15 protein-coding genes are annotated in these 19,756 nt (G+C 63.7%); 7 read left to right on the forward strand and 8 right to left on the reverse strand.

Features of this window, described 5'->3' with window-relative positions:
• Positions 1 to 1,479, reverse strand: a complete 1,479-nt coding sequence (locus SO156_RS33990) for an MFS transporter (protein WP_498537820.1) — start codon at positions 1,477 to 1,479, stop codon at positions 1 to 3.
• A 128-nt stretch (positions 1,480 to 1,607) separates the two neighbouring features.
• Between SO156_RS33990 and SO156_RS33995 the strand changes: the two genes are divergently transcribed.
• Positions 1,608 to 2,009 carry a DUF3175 domain-containing protein gene (locus SO156_RS33995; RefSeq protein WP_498537821.1) on the forward strand — a complete coding sequence of 134 codons (402 nt, stop codon included), beginning with the start codon at positions 1,608 to 1,610 and terminating at the stop codon, positions 2,007 to 2,009.
• Between the two features lie 216 nt (positions 2,010 to 2,225).
• Here the strand turns inward: SO156_RS33995 and SO156_RS34000 are convergent, their stop codons facing one another.
• Positions 2,226 to 4,265 carry a methyl-accepting chemotaxis protein gene (locus SO156_RS34000; RefSeq protein ID WP_498537822.1) on the reverse strand — a complete coding sequence of 680 codons (2,040 nt, stop codon included), beginning with the start codon at positions 4,263 to 4,265 and terminating at the stop codon, positions 2,226 to 2,228.
• 281 nt (positions 4,266 to 4,546) lie between these two features.
• Between SO156_RS34000 and SO156_RS34005 the strand changes: the two genes are divergently transcribed.
• Positions 4,547 to 5,713 (forward strand): FIST N-terminal domain-containing protein, encoded by a 1,167-nt coding sequence (locus tag SO156_RS34005; protein WP_458151342.1) that lies wholly within the window; start codon positions 4,547 to 4,549, stop codon positions 5,711 to 5,713.
• Entirely contained in the window at positions 5,710 to 7,068 is a 1,359-nt protein-coding gene (locus SO156_RS34010; RefSeq protein ID WP_458151341.1) for a hybrid sensor histidine kinase/response regulator, read from the forward strand. Before SO156_RS34005 ends, SO156_RS34010 begins: the two co-directional genes overlap by 4 nt.
• Positions 7,069 to 7,479: 411 nt before the next feature.
• Here the strand turns inward: SO156_RS34010 and SO156_RS34015 are convergent, their stop codons facing one another.
• From SO156_RS34015 to SO156_RS34035, 5 genes are all read right to left on the reverse strand, one after another.
• Positions 7,480 to 8,166 carry a response regulator transcription factor gene (locus SO156_RS34015; RefSeq protein ID WP_498537833.1) on the reverse strand — a complete coding sequence of 229 codons (687 nt, stop codon included), beginning with the start codon at positions 8,164 to 8,166 and terminating at the stop codon, positions 7,480 to 7,482.
• Between the two features lie 115 nt (positions 8,167 to 8,281).
• Complete coding sequence (locus SO156_RS34020; protein WP_458151340.1) at positions 8,282 to 8,968, reverse strand: response regulator; 687 nt, start codon at positions 8,966 to 8,968, stop codon at positions 8,282 to 8,284.
• Positions 8,969 to 9,136: 168 nt separating this feature from the next.
• Positions 9,137 to 10,282, reverse strand: coding sequence for a c-type cytochrome (locus SO156_RS34025; RefSeq protein WP_458151339.1), 1,146 nt, complete (start codon positions 10,280 to 10,282; stop codon positions 9,137 to 9,139).
• 184 nt (positions 10,283 to 10,466) lie between these two features.
• On the reverse strand, positions 10,467 to 12,182 hold the full coding sequence (locus tag SO156_RS34030; protein WP_498537823.1) for a PQQ-dependent dehydrogenase, methanol/ethanol family: 1,716 nt from the start codon (positions 12,180 to 12,182) through the stop codon (positions 10,467 to 10,469).
• A 294-nt stretch (positions 12,183 to 12,476) separates the two neighbouring features.
• Positions 12,477 to 12,662 (reverse strand): hypothetical protein, encoded by a 186-nt coding sequence (locus SO156_RS34035; protein WP_458151337.1) that lies wholly within the window; start codon positions 12,660 to 12,662, stop codon positions 12,477 to 12,479.
• Between the two features lie 538 nt (positions 12,663 to 13,200).
• Here SO156_RS34035 and SO156_RS34040 point away from each other — a divergent pair.
• The 4 genes from SO156_RS34040 (at position 13,201) to SO156_RS34055 (ending at position 18,380) form a co-directional block, all read left to right on the forward strand.
• Positions 13,201 to 13,686 (forward strand): (2Fe-2S)-binding protein, encoded by a 486-nt coding sequence (locus SO156_RS34040; protein ID WP_027526349.1) that lies wholly within the window; start codon positions 13,201 to 13,203, stop codon positions 13,684 to 13,686.
• Between the two features lie 98 nt (positions 13,687 to 13,784).
• Entirely contained in the window at positions 13,785 to 16,133 is a 2,349-nt protein-coding gene (locus tag SO156_RS34045) for a xanthine dehydrogenase family protein molybdopterin-binding subunit (RefSeq protein ID WP_458151336.1), read from the forward strand.
• 16 nt (positions 16,134 to 16,149) lie between these two features.
• A complete protein-coding gene (locus tag SO156_RS34050) occupies positions 16,150 to 16,950 on the forward strand; it encodes an FAD binding domain-containing protein (protein ID WP_498537824.1) in 801 nt (266 codons plus the stop codon).
• Between the two features lie 305 nt (positions 16,951 to 17,255).
• On the forward strand, positions 17,256 to 18,380 hold the full coding sequence (locus SO156_RS34055; protein WP_498537825.1) for a CaiB/BaiF CoA transferase family protein: 1,125 nt from the start codon (positions 17,256 to 17,258) through the stop codon (positions 18,378 to 18,380).
• A gap of 202 nt (positions 18,381 to 18,582) precedes the next feature.
• Here the strand turns inward: SO156_RS34055 and hppD are convergent, their stop codons facing one another.
• Positions 18,583 to 19,701, reverse strand: coding sequence for a 4-hydroxyphenylpyruvate dioxygenase (gene hppD / locus SO156_RS34060; RefSeq protein WP_498537826.1), 1,119 nt, complete (start codon positions 19,699 to 19,701; stop codon positions 18,583 to 18,585).
• Positions 19,702 to 19,756 lie beyond the last annotated feature (55 nt).

Genomic DNA, 19,756 nt, shown 5'->3' on the forward strand with positions numbered 1-19,756 from the left:
CTACTCCATCAAGGCAAGCGGCCGCGCGATTTCTTCGAGCGATTTGCGCTCCGCGGCGACGGCGTAGCGCCACGCCACGATTGCGGCCGCGATCATCAGCGCCGATCCCAAAAGGTAACCCGCGAACACGCTGTTGCGGGAGCCGGTGTCGATCAGCGCGCCGAACAGCGCGGGACCCACGACCCCGCCAATGCCGGTGCCGATCGCGTAGAACACCGCGATCGCGAGCGCACGTACCTCCAGCGGAAAGGTTTCGCTGACGGTGAGATAGGCGGCGCTCGCAGCCGGCGAAGCAAAAAAGAAGATCACCATCCAGGCGATCGTCTGTCCCTGCGCGCTCAGCGCGCCGATCGAGAACAGATAACCCGAGATTGCAAGCAAGACGCCTGATACTCCATAGGTCAGCACGATCATCGTGCGGCGGCCGAGCGTATCGAAGAAGCGGCCAAGCAACAGCGGACCCAGGAAATTGCCGGCGGCGAACGGCAGGAGGTACCAGCCGACAGCATCGGCGCTGATGCCGTAGAAATCGGTCAGGACCAGCGCGAAGGTGAAGAAGATCGCGTTGTAGAAAAAGGCCTGCGCGCTCATCAGCACCAGCCCCACCAGCGCGCGCTGGCGATAGACCGAGAACAGCGTATGCACGACCTCGCCGAGCGGAGTATGGTCGCGCATCTTGAGGCGGATCTTCGTGAAGGTGGAGTCGCCCTGCCGATGGCCGATCACGGATCGCTCGATGTCGTCGACGATCGCGTGGGCCTCGTCGGGGCGGCCATGGATGATCAGCCAGCGCGGACTCTCCGGAATCCACATCCGCATGAACAACACGACCAGACCTATCGTCGCGCCGATGAGATACGCGAGGCGCCAGCCCAGATCGGGACCGACCACGGCGGGATCGAGCAGGATGATGGCGCTCACCGCGCCCATGGCGGCGCCGATCCAGAAGCTGCCATTGATGACGAGATCGGTCCACCCGCGGTAGCGCGCCGGCACCAGTTCCTGGATGGTCGAGTTGATCGCCGTGTATTCGCCGCCGATGCCGGCGCCAGTGAGGAAACGAAACAGCGCGTAGCTCGCGACATTCCACGACAGCGCGGTCGCGGCGGTCGCGGACAGATAAACCGCCAGCGTAATGAAGAACAGTTTCTTCCGCCCGATGCGATCGGTCAGCCAGCCGAAGCCGAGCGCGCCCAGCACGGCGCCGGCAAGATAGGCGGAGTTGGCGATGCCGAGATCGAGATTGGAGAAATGCAGCGTTGTGCTTTGCTTCAGGGCGCCGGAAAGCGCGCCAGCCAGAGTCACCTCCAGCCCGTCGAGAATCCAGGTTATGCCGAGCGCCAGCACAACGCGGGTATGAAAGCCGCTCCACGGCAGCGCGTCGAGGCGCGAGGGGATGCTGGTCTCGACGACGCGATCATGCGCCGCCGCCGAGACCGCAGAATCAAGATTCAGCGCTGGGGTTTGCTGCAAGTCCATCGCGCTATTGCTGGAGGTGCGGCCTGACTCAATCCGCGATCATCGACAACGTTTGCGGCGAAGTCAGGTTCCCCCAGGAACCGCCTCGCGGCGCAGCAGTTTTCAGAAGAGCTGCAAGGAGTTAACGCATGGCTCAGGCCAGAAAGTCGACACATTCGCGCAAAACCGCAAAGCGCAAGGCGGCGCATCGAACATCAAGCCGCGCGCGGCTCCATCCGGCCTCGCGCAAGACATCGAAAACGACATCGAAACGTGCAGCGCCGAAGCGTTGGTCGCAACGGGTGACGAAGGAGAGCGACGCGCTCGATCTCAAGCGCGGCGTGTTCAAGCAGACGAGCCCGAAGCAAATCGCAGCGTCCCTGAAGCGTTCGGCCGAACACTCGAGGCGCCGCAAGTCCGGCGCCTACCGATCGGCGCTGTCGATGCTGACCTTCTACATCAATCGCGCCGGCAAGACCTTGCCGAAGACACAGCGCACGCGGCTCGAGCGCGCCAAGGTAGAGCTGAAGCGAGCGTTTGGGAGGGAGTGAGGTGTGGCGCGAATAAATTTAGACAGCGCCATAAACTCAGCCTGTCGTCCCGGACAAGCGCAGCGAAGCGGAGCGCCGATCCGGGATCCATAACCACAGAGAGTGGTTTGGCGAAGACTGGCGGTTACTAGCTTCGCGCCACAACTTCTCCCCGGGGATATGGATCCCGGCCTTCGCCGGGACGACAGCAGAAGGCGTGGCGACGGAAGGGCAACCTTACGCTGCCCTGATATTCGCCATGAAGTGGTCGAGCTCGGCGCGCAGGCGCGTGCTTTCGCTGGAGAGCGTTTTGGCGGAGTTGAGCACCTCTTCCGAGGCCGATCCGGTCTCGGCGGCGCCGCGGTTGACCTGGCCGATGTCGGTGGCGGCCGTCTGCGTGCCCTGCGCCACGTTCTGAACGCTGCGGGCGATCTCCTGCGTGGCTGCGCCCTGTTCTTCCACCGCGCTCGCAATCGAGGTTGCGATGGTCGAGATCTGGCCGATGGTGGCGCCGATCTCCTTGATCGCCGCAACCGACTCGGCAGTCGCGCCCTGCATGCCCGTGATATGCGAGGAAATCTCGTCGGTCGCCTTCGCGGTCTGGCTCGCCAGCGACTTCACCTCGCTCGCAACCACCGCAAAGCCGCGGCCGGCCTCACCGGCGCGGGCCGCTTCGATGGTGGCGTTCAAGGCCAAAAGATTGGTCTGCTCGGCAATCGCGGTGATCAGCTTGACGACCTCGCCGATCTGCTGGGCGGCATGCGACAGTTTTCCGATGCGGCCGTCGGTCTCCTTGGCCTGCACGACGGCGGCTTCCGCGATGCGGCTGGAATCGCGGACCTGGCGGCCGATCTCCTCGACGGAAGCCGAGAGCTCTTCGGTCGCGGTGGCGACCGACTGCATGTTGGAGGAGGCCTGCTCGGAGACCCCGGCGACCTGGCTCGACAAGGTCTGCGTCGTCTCGGCGGTGCGGGTCAGCGTCGACGCAGCCGATTCAAGCTGCACGGCCGAGGCCGAGACGTTCGAAACGATGGCGCCGACCGCGGTCTCGAAATCATCGGCAAAGCGGATCAGCTCGGAGCGGCGTGCCGCGGCCGTCTCCTTGTTCTGGGCTTCACTGGCTGCCGCATCGCGCTCGGCTTTCGCGACCGCCTGCGTCTTGAACTCTTCGACTGCGCCGGCCATCTCGCCGATCTCGTCCTTGCGGCCGAGGCCCGGCAGCACGACCTCGAAGTTGCCCGAGGCGAGCTCGCGCATCGCATTGCACATCGCGATCATCGGCCGCGAGATGCCGGTGCCGAGCAGGAAGGCGAAGATGGCACCAAGCAGCGTGCCGCCGGCAGCCAGCATCAGGATCAGATGCTCCGTCTGGTCGATGCTTGTCTCGGATTCCGTTTCCAGCCGCTGCTGCTCGGAAACGAGATCGGCCTTCATTGCGGTTGCACCCTGCATGATGGCGCCGGCCGAGCCGCTCATCTCGGTGACGAGGTCATCGATCATCTTGGCATTGGCGACAAGCTTCTCCAGCGCTTCGCGATAGGCCACGAGGAGGCCCTTGGCGTCCTTCAGCCCGGCGACGATCTTGTCGTCCATGGAGTAGATCGCATTGAGCGAATTCTCGACGAATTTCAGCCGCGCCAGCGCGCTCGCAGCCAGCGCCTGGTCGGAATTGAGGACGAAGTTGGTCGCCGCCGCGCTCGCGGTCTGGAACTGGGCATTGACCTGCTTGGTGCCGAACTCGATCGCCTGCGCCTCGGACTCCGACGCGTTGTTGCCGATGTCGTCGAGCTTGTACTTCAGGAGGTTGGCGTTGCGCTGAAGCTGGTTCTGCACCAGGAGCGCGCTGTCGCGCTTGGCTTGCAGGATCTTGGCAAAAGTCGCGGAGAAGTTCGAAAACTCCTTGGCGAGCTTGTTGAGGCTTTCCAGCCGCGCCGGTCTTTTGGCGCCCTTGATGGCCTGGTCGATCGCGTTCTTCAGGCCGGCTTCGGCCTCCAGCGCCACCTTGGCGTCGTCCTCCTTGCCGGTGACGACGAAATAGCGGGCAGCCGAACGATAGGCCAGTAGCTCGCGATCGATGTTGCGGGCGAGGTCAGCCTCGGAAACGCTGGTGCGGTATGAGCCGACGCCGGCCGAGACCCGCTCAAAGCCGAAATACGCGAAGGCCATGCTGACGGCCGAGATGACGAGCACCGCGGCAAAGCCGAGAATGATCTTCGCGCGGAACTTCAGGGTCGGAAAAAATGTGCGCTTCGACTTCGACGCGGTACGCCCGACCATTCCAACCCCCAATTCATGTTCTTGCGACACTCATGCGGCCCGGAAGCAGCCCCTCCCGAACCGGTGCGGAAAATTAGGGCAGAAACGTCAAGGGGCGGTAAATTCGTCCGGCCTGCATCCTGGTGGAGAAAATTCGTGCGCTCCACGGCTCCGACAAGCCTTGGCAGGATCGGGGCGCCGTGTTGCGGCTAACCGGAAAACGCCTTACTCTTGGGGCACTTGTCGTGCACTTATCAGGCTCTTGGCGTCAGACCGAGCCGGTCCTCGAGGGGAGAGACGGAGTGGGGCAAACCGATTTTCGGTTTGGCGGCGCGTCTGGCGTCGCCGTTGCCAAATCGAAGGCTGCGAGCGTCGATGAAGCCGTGGCTGAGCTCGCGGTCCAGCTCCCATCCGACGAGCTCGCGCTGATCCTGGTCTTCCTCTCACCCGCTTACGATCCTCATCCTTTCATCGCCGGGATCACCCGGCACTTCGATGACACCCAGGTCTGCGGTTGCACGACCGCGGGCGAGCTCGCCCCCGACGGCTGGGACGAGAACAGCGTCGTGGCGCTGGCGTTCAGTCGCGCCGACTTCTCGGCCGTGGTCCGCCCCATTCTCAATCTCGACGGCTTCCGCGTCGAGGACGGCCGCAGGATCGGCGGCGAGCTCCGGCACGAGCTGCTGCGGGTCACCCCGCAGGTCGACCGTGGAAATCCGTTCGGCCTGGTCTTGATCGACGGCTTGTGCCGCCGCGAGGAAGCGGTGATGTCTGCGATTTATGCTTCGCTCGACGACATTCCGGTCGTCGGGGGATCGGCGGGCGACGGGCTGCGCTTCGAGAAGACCTGGGTGTTCTTCGACGGCAAAGCCCACACCAACGCCGCTCTCCTGATCCTCCTGAACACATCGCTGCCGTTCCGGGTCTTCAAGTGCGACAATTTCGAGCCACAGCCGCAGAAAATGGTGGTCACCGAGGCCGACATCGAAAATCGAACGGTCAGGGAGCTGAACGCGGAGCCCGCGGCGAAGGAATATTCGCGCATGGTCGGGATCATGGACGCCAAGCTCGACCCGTTCTCCTTTGCGTCTCACCCCGTGCTGGTGCGCGTCGGCGGCTCCTATTACGCGCGGTCGATCCAGCGCGTCGAACCGGACGGCTCCTTGCATTTCTTCTGCGCCATCGACGAGGGCATGGTGCTGACCGCCGCGACGTCGCGAAGCCTGGTCGGCTCGACGCGCGAGACGTTCGCCGAAATTCGTGATGAGATCGGAGACGTGTCGCTCTTCATCGGCTTCGAATGCCTGTTGCGCCGGCTGGACGCCGAGCAGCATCAGCTCGCCCGCGACATGTCCGAGCTGTACCGGCAGAACCGCGTCGTCGGCTTTCACACCTATGGCGAGCAGTTCGGCTCGATGCATGTGAACCAGACGTTCACGGGCGTTGCGATCGGAAGGCGCCCCTCGTGACGGAGGCGTGGCAGGACCCTCAATCGGTCGAGCAGCTTCAGCGGGAAGCCGCGAAGCTGAAGAAGATCAACGCCGCGCTGATGTCGCGCGTCGAGCGCTCGATGGACCAGCAGCTCAATGCGTTCTCGCTGTTCGAGACGGCGATTGCGCTCGATCACCAGGTTCGCGACCGGACCCACCAGTTGCGCGAGGCCCTGCATTCGATCGAGCGTGCCAATGAGGGGCTATACCGCGCCAAGCAGCAGGCAGAGGCCGCGAGCTCGCTGAAATCCTCGGTGCTGATCTCTGTCACCCACGACCTGTTGCAGCCGTTGAACGCCGCGCGCCTGACGCTGTCGGCGCTGACCGAGATGATGGAATCGCAGGAGGCTGGCCTGCTCATCGATCAGGTCGACCGCTCGCTGGTGACGCTGGAGGATTTGCTGCGGTCCCTGCTGGAGATCGCAAAGTTGGATGCCGGCGCGCTCAGGCCAGACGTGCGCCCGGTCGCGCTGGCACCCCTGTTCGAGCAGCTCCGCAACGAGTTCGAGCCGATCGCCGCGCGGCAGGGTCTTTCCTTGCGCATCCGCACCTCACAGCTTGCGGTGACGTCGGATGCGATGATGCTGCGGCGTATCCTGCAGAACCTGCTTGCCAATGCCATTCGCTATACCCGCAGCGGCGGCGTCGTCATGGGATGCCGGCCGAGGGGCGAGCGCATCTGCGTCCAGGTTTCCGACACCGGGCCAGGCATCGCGCAGGCGCAGCAGGAAGCGATCTTCCGCGAATTCCAGCGCGGGGAAGCGAGCGCCACCGACCAAGCTGGTTTCGGGCTCGGCCTCTCCATCGTCCGCCGTTTCGCGACCGTGCTCGGACACGAGGTGCGGCTGTCCTCGCAGGTCGGCCGGGGATCGACTTTCGCCCTCGAGCTGGAGCCGGCCGACCTCACTGAAGTCAGCGACGAGGTGCACGAGGTCAAGCTGGCCGAGCGCCACTATGGCGGGCTCGAAGGCGCCAAGATCCTCCTGATCGAGAACGATCCGAACGGCTCCGAGGCCATGGCCGCCCTGCTGGAGGGCTGGGGCTGCGACGTCGCGACCACGCGATCGGCCGCGGACGCGCTGCTGCGGCTCAGCGAGCTCGGCGGCTCCCCCGATGCCGTGATTGCCGACCTCCATCTCGATCACGGCGAGAGCGGCCTGTCTGCCGTCGCCGACATCCGGGAGCATTTGAAACTGGACGTGCCGGCCATGATCATCACGGCCGACTATTCCGAAAGGGCCGCGAAGGAGGCCAGCCTCCACGGGCTCGAGGTGCTGAAGAAGCCGATCAAGCCCGCCGAGATGCGCGCGCTGCTGTCATTCCTGCTGACCTGAGGCGGATATCGACGGTCGGCCGGGTCGCGCATCAAAATCCGCAAAACAACCCCATGCAAAGTAGAAGCGCCTGATGGCAGCGCCTACGCTTTATCCGAAAATCACTTGACACGTCGGGCAAATCACCTGCAAAAGGGTATCGTCGCGAAGAGCAGCATGGCCGGGCCGCAAGCTAGCGCAGACTCTTCCACTTGCGGACAGGGCTGTCGCATATGGCGTGAGCGCTTGCGGCGCTGAAGTTTCCACGTCGTCATGGCCGGGCTTGTCCCGGCCATCCACGCCTTACCCGCAGCACAAAGAACGTGGATGCCCGGGACAAGCCCGGGCATCACGACCTCGTCGATGCTCATATGCGATTGCCGTCCGCTTGCGGGAGAGCAAGACGATAGGGCCTCAATCGCGACCGTGCTGTTACTCCGACTGCGCGCGATTGTGCTTCGCGCTCGCGCCTTCGCTCGCCAGCGTCGTGAAATCGATACGGGACATTTCGACGATCGCCTTGGTGCGGCTGAGCACGTTGAGCTTGCGCAGGATGTCGGAGACGTGGACCTTCACGGTGGTCTCCGAAATCTTCAGCTCATAGGCGATCTGCTTGTTTTGCAGGCCGCGCTTGAGCATTTCGAGCACGCGCAATTGCTGCGGCGTCAACTCGTGCAGGCGCTTGATGAGATCCTGCGCGGGGCCGGCGGCGCGCTGCGGACGGGTCGCACGATAAGCGGTGGGAACACAGACCGCGCCGCGCAGCACCTCGCCGATCGACAGCGCGAGATCCTGCTTGGACGAGGATTTGAGGATGTAGCCGGCGACGCCGAGCGACAATGCGCCGGAAATGATCTGCGGATCCTGATGCCCTGATACGATGACGACGGGAATTTTGGGAAACGCCTTGCGGATGCGGATGATGCCCGAAAGACCCGTCGTGCCCGGCATCGACAGGTCAAGCAGAATGAGATCGAGTCCTGATGTCGCCGACAACAGCTCCAGCGCGCCGTCGATCGATGTGGCCTGAAGGATGTCGGCCTCGGGCGCCACCATCTGGAGCGCACATTCAAGCGCCTCACAAAACAGTGGATGGTCTTCGACGATCAGAAATCGCATCACGCGTGAGCCATCCCTAAAATATTGCCCGAAATATTGCCGGGTTCGACGTTGAGATGAGAATGCCTCAGCCGGGTCCAACCGGGTTGATTCAGGTCAAGAACGAGAGCGCGCCTCATTGAGACCTGCCGCGATCGAGGCGTGCATAGGGCCGGCACTTGGGATCGGGCAGGTCCATCTTGCCGATCTCGATGATCGCCTTGTTGCGGCTGAACAGGCCGAGCTTGCGCAGGATCTCGGTGATGTGCGCCTTCACGGTGGATTCGGCGAGTTGAAGCTCCTGGGCGATCTGCCGGTTCGGGTAGCCGCGGCGCAGGAGGTCGAGCACACGAAGCTGCTGCGGCGTGAGCTCGCGCAGCTTGACCGCGAGCGCCTTGCTGGTGTCGGCGCGGCGCCGCTGCGGCGTTGCGACAAAATCTTTCGGCACCGACACTGATCCGCTCAGCACGCCCTCGATCGATTGGGCGAGCTCGCGCTTCGACGTCGACTTCGGCAGATAGCCGGCGGCGCCCAGTGCCAGCGCCTCGCGGACGACGTGCTGGTCCTCTTCGCTCGACACGATGGCGACGGGCAGGCGCGGATAGGTCTCGCGCAAGCGGAGGAAGCCGGAGAAGCCGGTCGCGTCCGGCAACGAGAGATCGAGCAGCGCAAGATCGATACCCTCTTCGGCTGAAAGGATATTCAGGGCGTCCTCGATCGACATCGCCTCGAAGATCCGCGCCTCCGGCAATGCCAGCCGCACCGCATTGCCGAGCGCCTCGCGAAACAGCGGATGATCGTCGATGATCAGGAAGCTGGTCATGGCGCGTTCCCAAGAGTCGATCGCCCAAGAGTCGATCGCACGAGACTCCACCGCGCGGGCGTCCACCGCAGGAGCGGAAGCGGTACATCCAAGTGGCGACCATCCGGCGCCGGGATGATGCCGGATGGACTCTACCTCACCCTCATGGTCGCGTCTGGTCAAGAGAGTTCAGTCGTTCGATTCGGACTGGACCGTCAGCAGGAAGGAATAGATGTTGTCGAACTGGTCGTCCGTGAAGACCTCCCTCCAGGCCGGCATGCCCTTGGCGGGCCGCCCTTCATGCACGGTGGTCCAGAATTTCTCGCGCATCTCGTCGCCGTAGCGGTGACGCAGCAGCCGAAGGTCGATCTTCTTCTCGCTCTGGATCGCGTCGGGACCGTGACAATGCGCGCAGGTGCCGTTGAAGATCTCCTTGCCCGTGCCGACGGCCTCGGCGCCTGGCGTGGCCGCGTCACCCTTGGTCTCGGTCGCCACCACATTGGCAATTTCAGTTACCCCGGCTCCGGTTCCCGTTCCCGTCGTTGTTCCGGCCGGCACCGCCTGGGCCGCGCCGAAGCGAACGGGCTGGCCGGTCGGCAAGCCGTATTTCACCGCAAGGTCGGCGATCGTCTTCTGAAGCTGCGGCAGGATGGCATCGACGCGATCGCGCAGCTCCGCCGAGGTCTTTGCGAAGCCGATGGCCGCATCCCATGACAGGCCTTCGCCTTCGGTGAGCTCGATCTGATAGCGATCGCCATAGGTGGTCTTGTTCAACCAGCCGGCGACGGGTCCCCAGATGAAGGCGACGTCGGCCTTGCCCTGGTCGAGCGCCTGCATGCCTTCCTCGGGCGAGAGCACGGTCACCTTCTGGATGTCGTCGCGCCTCGCGAGCAGGTTTTGCGGCGTGCTGGCGAACTGCACGGCGACGCGCTTGCCCCTGAGGCCCTCGACGCCCCCGATCGCCTGCCCCTTTGCCGCCACCAGGGCATAGCCCTCCTTTGTGAAAGCGTTGGAGAAGATCACGGCCGGTCCCATGAAGTCCTCGGAGCGCGGCAGGCCGATCATGGCGTCGCATTGCTTGCCGAGCAGCGTGACGCGCACGGTGCGCTTGCCGAAATAGGATTTGTACCAGTCATAGGCGATCGGCCGTCCGAGCGCCTGCGCCAAGGCCTGCCCGATCTCGACATAGAAGCCTGGCTGCGACGCACTATCGCTGGAGAACGGAAGATTGGCCGGATCGGCACAGAGACGGAATGGCTGTGTCTCATCCGCGTGAGCCGTTGCGGCGGGAGCGATTATCGCGGATGCGGCGGCCCATGCGACCAGCGCTGTCATGGTGCGATTCATGGCGCGAGTTCGGCTCTTGCGACTTCCAAGATGATTCCGGCGCATCCTCATCTCCCGTAGTTGGGACTTGTTGGACCAGGCGCTGCGGCACACGGCATCAGTCGGTGCCGCAACGATCGCCTGGAAAAAGCGCGCGCGTATCCCGTCACCTCTGAGATACGCGCGCGAGTGGTCACTGGACGGAGAACACGAAGAGCGAACCGCCCTCGGGAGCTGCGGCCGTCATCTTCTTACCCACCTCGCCCAGGAACGCAGGGAGCGAAGCCGTGCGGCCGACGACGATGGCGACGTATTGCTTGCCGTCGACCTGGTAAGTCACCGGGCCCGCACCGATGCCGGAACCGAGGTTTTTGCTCCACAGCACCTTGCCGGACTTCGCATCGATGGCGCGGAAGTCGCCATGGATATTGCCGGCAAACACCAAGCCACCGCCGGTGGTCAGCGTGCCGCCGTTGAACGGCAGGTCTTCCTTGATCGACCAGACCTTCTTCTGCGCAACCGGATCCCAGGCCACGAGTTCACCGAGGAAGCCTCCGGGGCCTTCCTTGGTCGGAAATTCGGCGCCGAGATAGAACACGCCGCGCTTGTAGGCGACGTCGCCGACCGACCAGTCCATGCAGACATTGTTGGACGGGATGTAGACGAGGCCGGTCTGAGGGTTGAACGACATCGGCTGCCAGTTCTTGCCGCCGATCAGGTTCGGGCAGATGTCCTTGGCGGGATGGTTCGGCCCCGGACGCTTGTCCGGATCCTCTTCCGCGCGCATGGTGTTGATGTCCCATTTCTTGGCCCAGTTGGAGAAGACGTATTTCTCCGCCGACAGCACCTTGCCGGTCTCGCGATTGGCGACGAAGAAGTAGCCGTTGCGATCCGCCTTCAGCAGCGCTGGAACGTTGCTGCCGCCGATCTTGAGATCGGCAAGCACGGCCTCGTTGACGCCGTCATAGTCCCAGGCATCCGCTGGCGTGGTCTGGATGTGCCACTTGATCTTGCCGGTGTTGGGATCGAGCGCGAGCGTCGAGGCCGTGTAGAGGTTAGTCAGCTTGCCGAAGTTGCCGTCGCCGGTCGAGCGCACCGCGGTGTTCCACGGGCCGGGATTGCTGGTGCCCCAATAAACGGTATCGCTCTTCGGATCGTAGGAGCCGACCAGCCAGGCCGCCCCGCCACCATGCTGGGCGGTATCGCCCTTCCAGCTGTCGCCGCCGGGCTCATCCGGATTGGGCACGGTGTAGGTCTGCCAGACCTGCTTGCCGGTGTTGATGTCGAAGGCCAGCAGCGCGCCGCGCGCGCCGTACTCGCCGCCGCCGAAGCCGGTGATGACCTTGTCGCGCACGACGAGCGGCGGCGAAGTGATGACCGAACCCTGCTTGTAGTCGACCACCTTGGTAGTCCACAGCGACTTGCCGGTCGCGGCATCGAGCGCCGTCAGCTTGCCGTCGAGGCGGCCGACGAAGATCTTGCCGTCGGCGTAGGTGACGCCGCGATTGTTCACGTCGCAGCAGGCGTATTGCAGCACGTCATCGGGAATGTCGGGTTCGTAAGTCCATTTGCGAACGCCGGTCGCAGCATCGAGCGCGTAGACGTATTTCGGGCCCCAGGAGCTCGAGACGTAGAGCGTGTTGCCGATCACGATCGGCGAGGATTCGTTCGAGCGCAGCGACGCCAGCGAGAACGAATAGGCGAGCGTCAGCTTGCCGGCGTTCTCGGTGTTGATCTGATTGAGCGGGCTGAAGCGCGTGTTGCCATAGTCGTGGCCGGCAACCGCCCACTGGTTCGCATCGGATTGCGCCTTGAGCAGCGAGTCGTTGGCGCGAGTGCCGGACGTGCCGGCCGCCAGCATCGCAATCAGCGAAATGCCAGCCAAAAAGCCCTTCGTTCCAAAGGTCATGTATTCCCTCCGCGGTGATGTTGTGCACGCCATGTTGGGCGCTTGAGCGCGCTGCGCTCGTGATGCGCAGTTCGTCTGCGAGCCATCGTTGAAAATTACAGCATCAGCTTTGCGCGCTTAGTATAGGCGGAAGGTAGTAGTGCAAATCAACGTCGGCTTTTGCCGCTCATCTCGTTGTCGACGCTCGCGTCTCGCCCTTATTTTGCGGCTTGAAATGCACGATCGGATTTGCGGCAACATCGTGCCACGATCAGATCGTTGCACCCGACATCACGCGTCGATCGTTCGCGTCAATCACGATGACGGCGCTACCACCGTCGCGAAGTTCTCCAAAAAATTCGCAGCAAGCTTGCGCGACGTCGAACCGATCGGCGGCGAGCCGAGCTGCGCAAGCTTGCCGCCGATCTGCGCTTCGGTCTCGTCGTGCAGGATGGTGACGGGGCGCGACGAAGTCGCGAGCGATGATGCGCGATTGCGCATCTGAGAACTCTCCACGCACCCTGTGGCCCGACGGATCCCAGGCGCCCGGAGCCCCGAAATGACGGAATGGACTGTCGGAGTCGCAGTAGCGGGACGCCCGTGTACGCCACGGCTTGCGGGCGCGCCTCCGCGGCGGGGCGGCCGGGGTCACCATCAATGAAATCAATGACTTAGATAGCTCGCGCCTACTACGAAGATCGCGATTGCAAAGCCGTGAGCGCGTGCTCCTATTCGAGACAACGAACAAGGCATCGGAGGGAGAAGCGACGCACGACAGGGCTGAGGTCCCAGGGTGAGCGGCGTCGCGCGGCGGCATGGAAAGCACGCCGCCGCAGGCGTGACGCAGATTTTTCCGAAAGAGTCTCACGGGTCGCGCCACGCGCTGGCGGCGGCACGCAACGTCATGATCGAATCGAGCGCCTGCGACCAGCCACGATGACCTTTCCATGACGTGCGGTCACCAAAATCCCAGTTGCAAAGTTCCGTTCGCGCTGTCTCTAATTGGAATAACGACAAAACACATAAGGGAGGTACTCACGTGTCTACAGTCAAACTGACAGTGAACGGCAAGGCTGTCTCTGTCGATGTCGAGGACCGCACGCTGCTGGTCCATCTCCTGCGCGATCACCTCAACCTCACCGGCACCCATGTCGGCTGCGACACCAGCCAGTGCGGCGCCTGCGTCGTGCACATTGACGGCCGCGCGGTAAAATCCTGCACCATGCTGGCAGGCCAGGCCGACGGCGCAAACGTCACCACGATCGAAGGTCTTGCCAAGGGCGACGAGCTGCACCCGATGCAGGCGGCGTTCCGCGACAATCACGGTTTGCAGTGCGGCTATTGCACGCCGGGCATGATCATGTCGGCGGTCGACATCGTGCAACGCCATGGTGGCCAGCTCGATGAAGCCACCGTCCGCCACGAGCTCGAAGGCAATATCTGCCGCTGTACCGGCTACCACAACATCGTGAAGGCGGTGCTGGATGCCGCCGGCCGCATGAAGGTCGCGCAGGCCGCCGAGTAAGCGGCGACTTGGCCTAGTCGAATTGGCCTAATCGAACCACCGCCGCAGCTTTCGTTGGAAAGTGCGGTCAATCAAATTCCCGTCGGGAGGACAGGATCATGGGTGTTGAAGGCATTGGCGCAAGCGTTGTGCGCAAGGAAGACAAGCGTTTCATTACCGGCAAGGGCCGGTATGTCGACGACGTCAAGTTACCGGGCATGACCTATGCCCATTTCATCCGCAGCCCCCACGCGCATGCCAAGGTGAAAGGCATCGACGCCTCCGCGGCGTTGAAGCTGCCGGGCGTGGTCGCGGTGCTCAATGGCAAGCAGATCGTCGACGACAAGGTCGGCAATCTCATCTGCGGCTGGGCCATCACCTCCAAGGACGGCAGCCCGATGAAGATGGGCGCATGGCCGGCGATGGCGCCGGAGACCGTGCGCTTCGTCGGCCAGGCCGTCGCGGTCGTGATCGCCGAAAGCAAGAATCTGGCGCGCGACGCCGCCGAAGCCGTGGTGGTCGATTACGAGGAACTGCCCGCTGTCGCGAACGTGACCGACGCGGTCAAGGCCGGCGCACCTCAACTCCATCCCGAGGCACCCGGCAACCAGATCTATGACTGGGTGATCGGCGACGAGAATGCGGTGAACGACGCCTTTTCGAAGGCGGCCAACGTGGTGAAGCTGGACGTCACCAACAACCGCCTCGCGCCGAACCCGATGGAGCCACGCTCGGCCGTCGCCGACTATAACGAGGCAGAAGAGCATTTCACGCTCTATACGACGTCACAGAATCCGCATGTCGCGCGCCTCGTGCTGTCGGCCTTCTACAACATCGCGCCCGAGCACAAGCTGCGCGTGATCGCACCCGATGTCGGCGGCGGTTTCGGCTCCAAGATCTACATCTATCCCGAAGAGATGGTGGCGCTGTGGGCGTCGAAGAAGACCGGCCGCCCAGTGAAATGGACCGGTGACCGCACCGAGGCCTTCCTCACCGATGCGCATGGCCGCGACCATGTCACGCATGCGGAGATGGCGTTCGATGCGAATAACAAGATCACCGGCTTCAGAGTGAAGACCTACGCCAATTTCGGCGCCTACATGTCGCTGTTCTCCTCGGCGGTGCCGACCTATCTCTACGCGACGCTGCTGTCGGGCCAGTATGACATCCCGGCGATCCATGCCGAGGTGATCGCCGTCTACACCAACACCACGCCGGTCGACGCCTATCGCGGCGCGGGACGGCCCGAGGCGAGCTACCTGGTCGAGCGGATGATGGAGACGGCGGCGCGGCAACTGAAGGTCGATCCGGCCGCGCTGCGCAAGACGAACTTCATCACCCAGTTCCCGCACCAGACGCCGGTCATCATGGCCTACGACACCGGCGACTTTAACGCCTCGCTCGATGCGGCGATGAAGGCGATCGACTACGCCGGCTTCGCAGGCCGCAAGGCGAAAGCGAAGTCTGAAGGCAAGCTGCGCGGCATCGGTGTCTCCTGCTACATCGAGGCCTGCGGCATCGCGCCGTCGAAGGCGGTGGGCAGCTTGGGTGCCGGCGTCGGCTTGTGGGAATCGGCGGAGGTGCGCGTCAACCCGGTCGGCACCATCGAGGTCCTGACCGGCTCGCACAGCCACGGCCAGGGCCATGAGACGGCGTTCGCTCAACTCATTTCCGAACGCTTAGGGGTTCCCATCAGCCAAGTCTCGATCGTCCATGGCGACACCGACAAGGTGCAGTTCGGCATGGGCACCTATGGCTCGCGCTCCGCGGCCGTCGGTCTCACCGCGATCCTGAAAGCCGTAGAGAAGGTCGAGTCGAAGGCCAAGAAGATCGCGGCGCATCAGCTGGAAGCCTCGGAAGCCGACATCGTCATCGAGAACGGCGAGTTCAAGGTGACCGGCACCGACAAGAAGATCGCGCTGCCAATGGTCGCGCTCGCGGCCTACACCGCGCACAACCTGCCTGACGGGATGGAGCCGGGCCTGAAGGAAAGCGCCTTCTATGACCCCTCCAACTTCACCTTCCCGGCTGGCGCCTATATCTGCGAGCTCGAGGTCGATCCCGGCACCGGCAAGACGTCGTTCGTCAACTTCGTGGCGGCCGACGATTTCGGGCGCCTGATCAACCCGATGATCGTCGAGGGTCAGGTCCATGGCGGCCTTGCGCAGGGTATCGGCCAGGCGCTGCTCGAGCACGCGGTCTATGACGCCAACGGACAGCCGATCACGGCCTCGTTCATGGATTACACCATGCCGCGCGCCGACGATCTGCCGTCGTTCAAGCTCAGCCACACCACGACCCTTTGCCCCGGCAATCCGCTCGGCATCAAGGGCTGCGGCGAGGCCGGCGCGATCGGCGCGTCCGCTGCCGTGATCAACGCGATCACGGACGCGATCGGCAAGAACGATCTCGAAATGCCCGCAACCCCGGACCGGGTGTGGCGCACCATCAACGGTCAGGCGGCGTAAGAGGGAGGACTCAAAGATGTACCAGACAACATATCATCGCGCGTCCTCGATCGACGAAGCCGCCTCTCTGTTCGCCAAGGGCAGCGAGGCCAAATATCTCTCCGGCGGCCAGACGCTGCTGCCGGTGATGAAGCAGCGGCTTGCCAGCCCCTCCGACGTGATCGACCTTGCGAAGATCAAGGAGCTGATCGGCGTCGAAGCCTCCGGCGACACGCTGACCATCAAGGCCGCGACTCCGCACTATGACGTTGCGACCAGCGACGCCGCAAGGAAGGCGATCCCCGCGGTTGCGTACCTGGCTTCGCTGATCGGCGATCCCGCCGTTCGCTATCGCGGCACGATCGGCGGCTCTCTCGCCAACAACGACCCGGCTGCCGACTATCCGGCAGCGACGCTGGCGCTGGGTGCGACGATCAAGACCAACAAGCGCTCGATCGCGGCGGATGACTACTTCAAGGGCCTGTTCGCAACCGCCCTCGAGGACGGCGAGATCATCACCGCCGTGTCCTTCCCGATCCCGGCGAAGGCGGGCTACGCCAAGTTCCCGCATCCGGCCTCGCGCTTCGCCCTGACCGGCGTGTTCGTCGCCCAGACCGGGTCGGGCGACGTCCGTGTGGCCGTGACCGGTGCCTCGCAGAGCGGCGTGATGCGCGCTTCCGCCATCGAAGCCGCGCTGAAGGCGAACTGGGCGGCGTCGAGCATCGACGGCGTGACGATCCCGGCAAGCGGCTTGCTCTCGGATCTTCACGGCTCGTCGGAGTATCGCGCCAATCTGATCAAGGTGATGGCGCAGCGCGCGGTTGCAGCCGCGGGCTGACAAAGCATGATCCGGACCCGAAGGGCCGCGTTAGCGCAAAGTGTGCAGCGGTTTTCCGGAAGGATCATGCTCAAACAAAGAGCTAAAGCGCGATAGCGATCGCGCTTTAGCTACTCAACACAAATTTTCCGCGGCGCGCAGTAATGCGCGCCGCTTTTATTATGCGCCCATGCAGCAAAAGCGCTTGCCTCGTCAGGTCGAAGGCGAGAAAATTTAATCGACCAATTAACTCGCCCCATAGAGGAACGTCCAAACAGGTGCCGCTTCTCGCGCACCCGTCTTGCGACCCCCGAGGAAACAACAACGTGCTCGATCAATCAGCCCGAGAAGAATCAGAAGGCTCCTCCGTTCGCGCCTCCGGCCCGCTCGCAGGTTTCCGCATCGTCGAATTCGCCGGCATCGGCCCCGGCCCGTTCGCCTGCATGCTGCTCGCCGACATGGGCGCCGAAGTCGTCACGCTCGACCGCTTAGGTGCGAGGAAAAGCATGAAGTCGGTGGCTGGGCGCGGACGCAAGGTGATCGAGCTCGACCTGAAGGACAAGGCGGCGATCGCAGAGGTGCTCGACCTGCTCGCGAGCGCTGACGCGCTGATCGAAGGTTTTCGTCCGGGCGTGATGGAGCGGCTCGGCCTCGGGCCCGATGTCGTGCTCGCGCGCAATCCAAAGCTCGTCTATGGCCGCATGACCGGCTGGGGTCAGGAAGGTCCGCTGGCGAATGCCGCGGGCCATGACATCAACTATATCTCCATCACCGGCGCGCTTGCTGCGATCGGTACGAAGGATGCGCCGGTGCCGCCGCTCAACCTGGTCGGCGATTTCGGCGGCGGCGCGCTTTATCTCGTGGTCGGCGTACTCGCGGCGCTGCTGGAAGCGCAAAGATCCGGCAAGGGCCAGGTGGTGGACACCGCGATGTGCGACGGTGCGGCGTCACTGATGTCGTTCTTCTTCGACATGACCGCGATGGGCCGCTGGACCGAAGGCCGCGACCAGAACTTTTTGGACGGCGGAGCGCATTTCTACGGCGTCTATGAATGCGCCTGCGGCCATTTCATCTCGATCGGCTCGATCGAGCCGCAGTTCTACGCGCTGCTGCGCCAGCACGCCGGGCTCACCGACGCCGATTTCGAGGCGCAGATGGACCGCAAGGCCTGGCCGGCGCTGAAGGAGAAGCTGAAGGTCGTCTTCAAGAGCAAGACGCGCGACGACTGGTGCAGCATCATGGAAGGCACTGACATCTGCTTCGCCCCGGTTCTGACGATGTTGGAGGCCACGAAGCATCCGCACATGGTCGCGCGCAACGTCTTCGTCGAGCGCCACGGCGTGAAGCAGCCGGCGCCCGCGCCGCGGTTCTCGCGCACGCCATCAGCGGTTCGGGAGCCTGAGGCCGCGGAGATCAGCGCGGTGACGAGCGCGTGGAAGGCCGGGCGGTAAAATTCCGCTGAAGCCTCACACTCCACTGTCGTCCCGGACAAGCGGAGCGAAGCGCTGATCCGGGACCCATAACCCCAGGGAGTAGTTTGGCGAAGGCTCGTGGTTGCCAAGCTCGTCTAACAACCACTCCCTGTGGTTATGGGTCCCGGCCTTCGCCGGGACGACACCTGTTGGTTGGCGTGAGTTCGCGCACAACTCAGCCTTACGCCGCATTCCCCACCTTCAGCACGCCACGGCGGATCTGATCCTCCTCGATCGATTCGAACAGCGCCTTGAAATTACCCTCGCCAAAGCCGTCGTCGCCCTTGCGCTGGATGAACTCGAAGAAAATCGGGCCGATCGCGTTGGCCGAGAAGATCTGGAGCAGCACCTTGGTCTGGCCGCCGTCGACGACACCCTCGCCGTCGATCAAAATGCCATTCCGCTGCAGTCGCGTAACGTCCTCCCCGTGCTTGGGCAGCCGCGCGTCGACCTTCTCGAAATAGGTGTCGGGCGGCGACGGCATGAAGGGCAGGCCAGCCTCACGCAGGCCCTCGATGGTGCCATGGATCTCGCGGCAGCCGCAGGCGATGTGCTGGATGCCCTCGCCGCGATAGATCTTGAGATACTCCTCGATCTGTCCGGAATCGCCGGCATCCTCGTTGATGGGAATGCGGATCTTGCCGTCGGGGCTGGTCAGCGCCCGCGAGAACAGGCCGGACGCACGGCCCTCGATGTCGAAGAAGCGGATCTGGCGGAAGTTGAAGAGCTTTTCGTAGAAGCCGGCCCAGACATCCATGCGGCCGCGATGGACGTTGTGGGTGAGATGGTCGAGATAGAACAGGCCGGCGCCAGCAGGCCGCGGGTCGCGCGCGCCAAGCCATTCGAACTCGGAATCATAGGCCGAGCCCTTCGCGCCGTAGCGATCGACGAGATAGAGCAGGCTGCCGCCGATGCCCTTGATCGCGGGCACATCCAGCGTCTTCTGCGTGGACGAGACGTCGGCCGGCTCGGCGCCGAGCGCGATCGCGCGCTCATAGGCTTGCCTGGCATCGACCACGCGGAACGCCATCGACGGCGCGCACGGCCCATGCGCGGCGACGAAATCGAAGCCATGCGTGCCGGGCTGCTCGTTGACGATGTAGTTGATGTCGCCCTGGCGATAGACCGTGATTGCCTTGGTCTTGTGGCGCGCGACCGGCGCAAAGCCCATCAGCTTGAACAGCGCGTGCAGCTCTTGCGGATCGGGATGGGCATATTCGACGAACTCGAAGCCGTCGGTGCCCATCGGATTATCGGCGCTGATGGTGGCAGGCGGTGCATCGTGCGGAAACGGACCCATGGCGACTTCTCCCGGATTGTTCGCCTGAACTATCCTTCATGGGGCGCGCAATGGG

The sequence above is a fragment of the Bradyrhizobium sp. UFLA05-125 genome, from assembly GCF_059803515.1.

Coding starts and splice junctions, on each gene's coding strand:
- SO156_RS33990 (WP_498537820.1), bottom strand. CDS start 1,479: ATGGACTTGCAGCAAACCCCAGCGCTGAATCTTGATTCTGCGGTCTCG.
- SO156_RS33995 (WP_498537821.1), top strand. CDS start 1,608: ATGGCTCAGGCCAGAAAGTCGACACATTCGCGCAAAACCGCAAAGCGC.
- SO156_RS34000 (WP_498537822.1), bottom strand. CDS start 4,265: ATGGTCGGGCGTACCGCGTCGAAGTCGAAGCGCACATTTTTTCCGACC.
- SO156_RS34015 (WP_498537833.1), bottom strand. CDS start 8,166: ATGCGATTTCTGATCGTCGAAGACCATCCACTGTTTTGTGAGGCGCTT.
- SO156_RS34020 (WP_458151340.1), bottom strand. CDS start 8,968: ATGACCAGCTTCCTGATCATCGACGATCATCCGCTGTTTCGCGAGGCG.
- SO156_RS34025 (WP_458151339.1), bottom strand. CDS start 10,282: ATGACAGCGCTGGTCGCATGGGCCGCCGCATCCGCGATAATCGCTCCC.
- SO156_RS34030 (WP_498537823.1), bottom strand. CDS start 12,182: ATGACCTTTGGAACGAAGGGCTTTTTGGCTGGCATTTCGCTGATTGCG.
- SO156_RS34035 (WP_458151337.1), bottom strand. CDS start 12,662: ATGCGCAATCGCGCATCATCGCTCGCGACTTCGTCGCGCCCCGTCACC.
- SO156_RS34045 (WP_458151336.1), top strand. CDS start 13,785: ATGGGTGTTGAAGGCATTGGCGCAAGCGTTGTGCGCAAGGAAGACAAG.
- SO156_RS34050 (WP_498537824.1), top strand. CDS start 16,150: ATGTACCAGACAACATATCATCGCGCGTCCTCGATCGACGAAGCCGCC.
- hppD (WP_498537826.1), bottom strand. CDS start 19,701: ATGGGTCCGTTTCCGCACGATGCACCGCCTGCCACCATCAGCGCCGAT.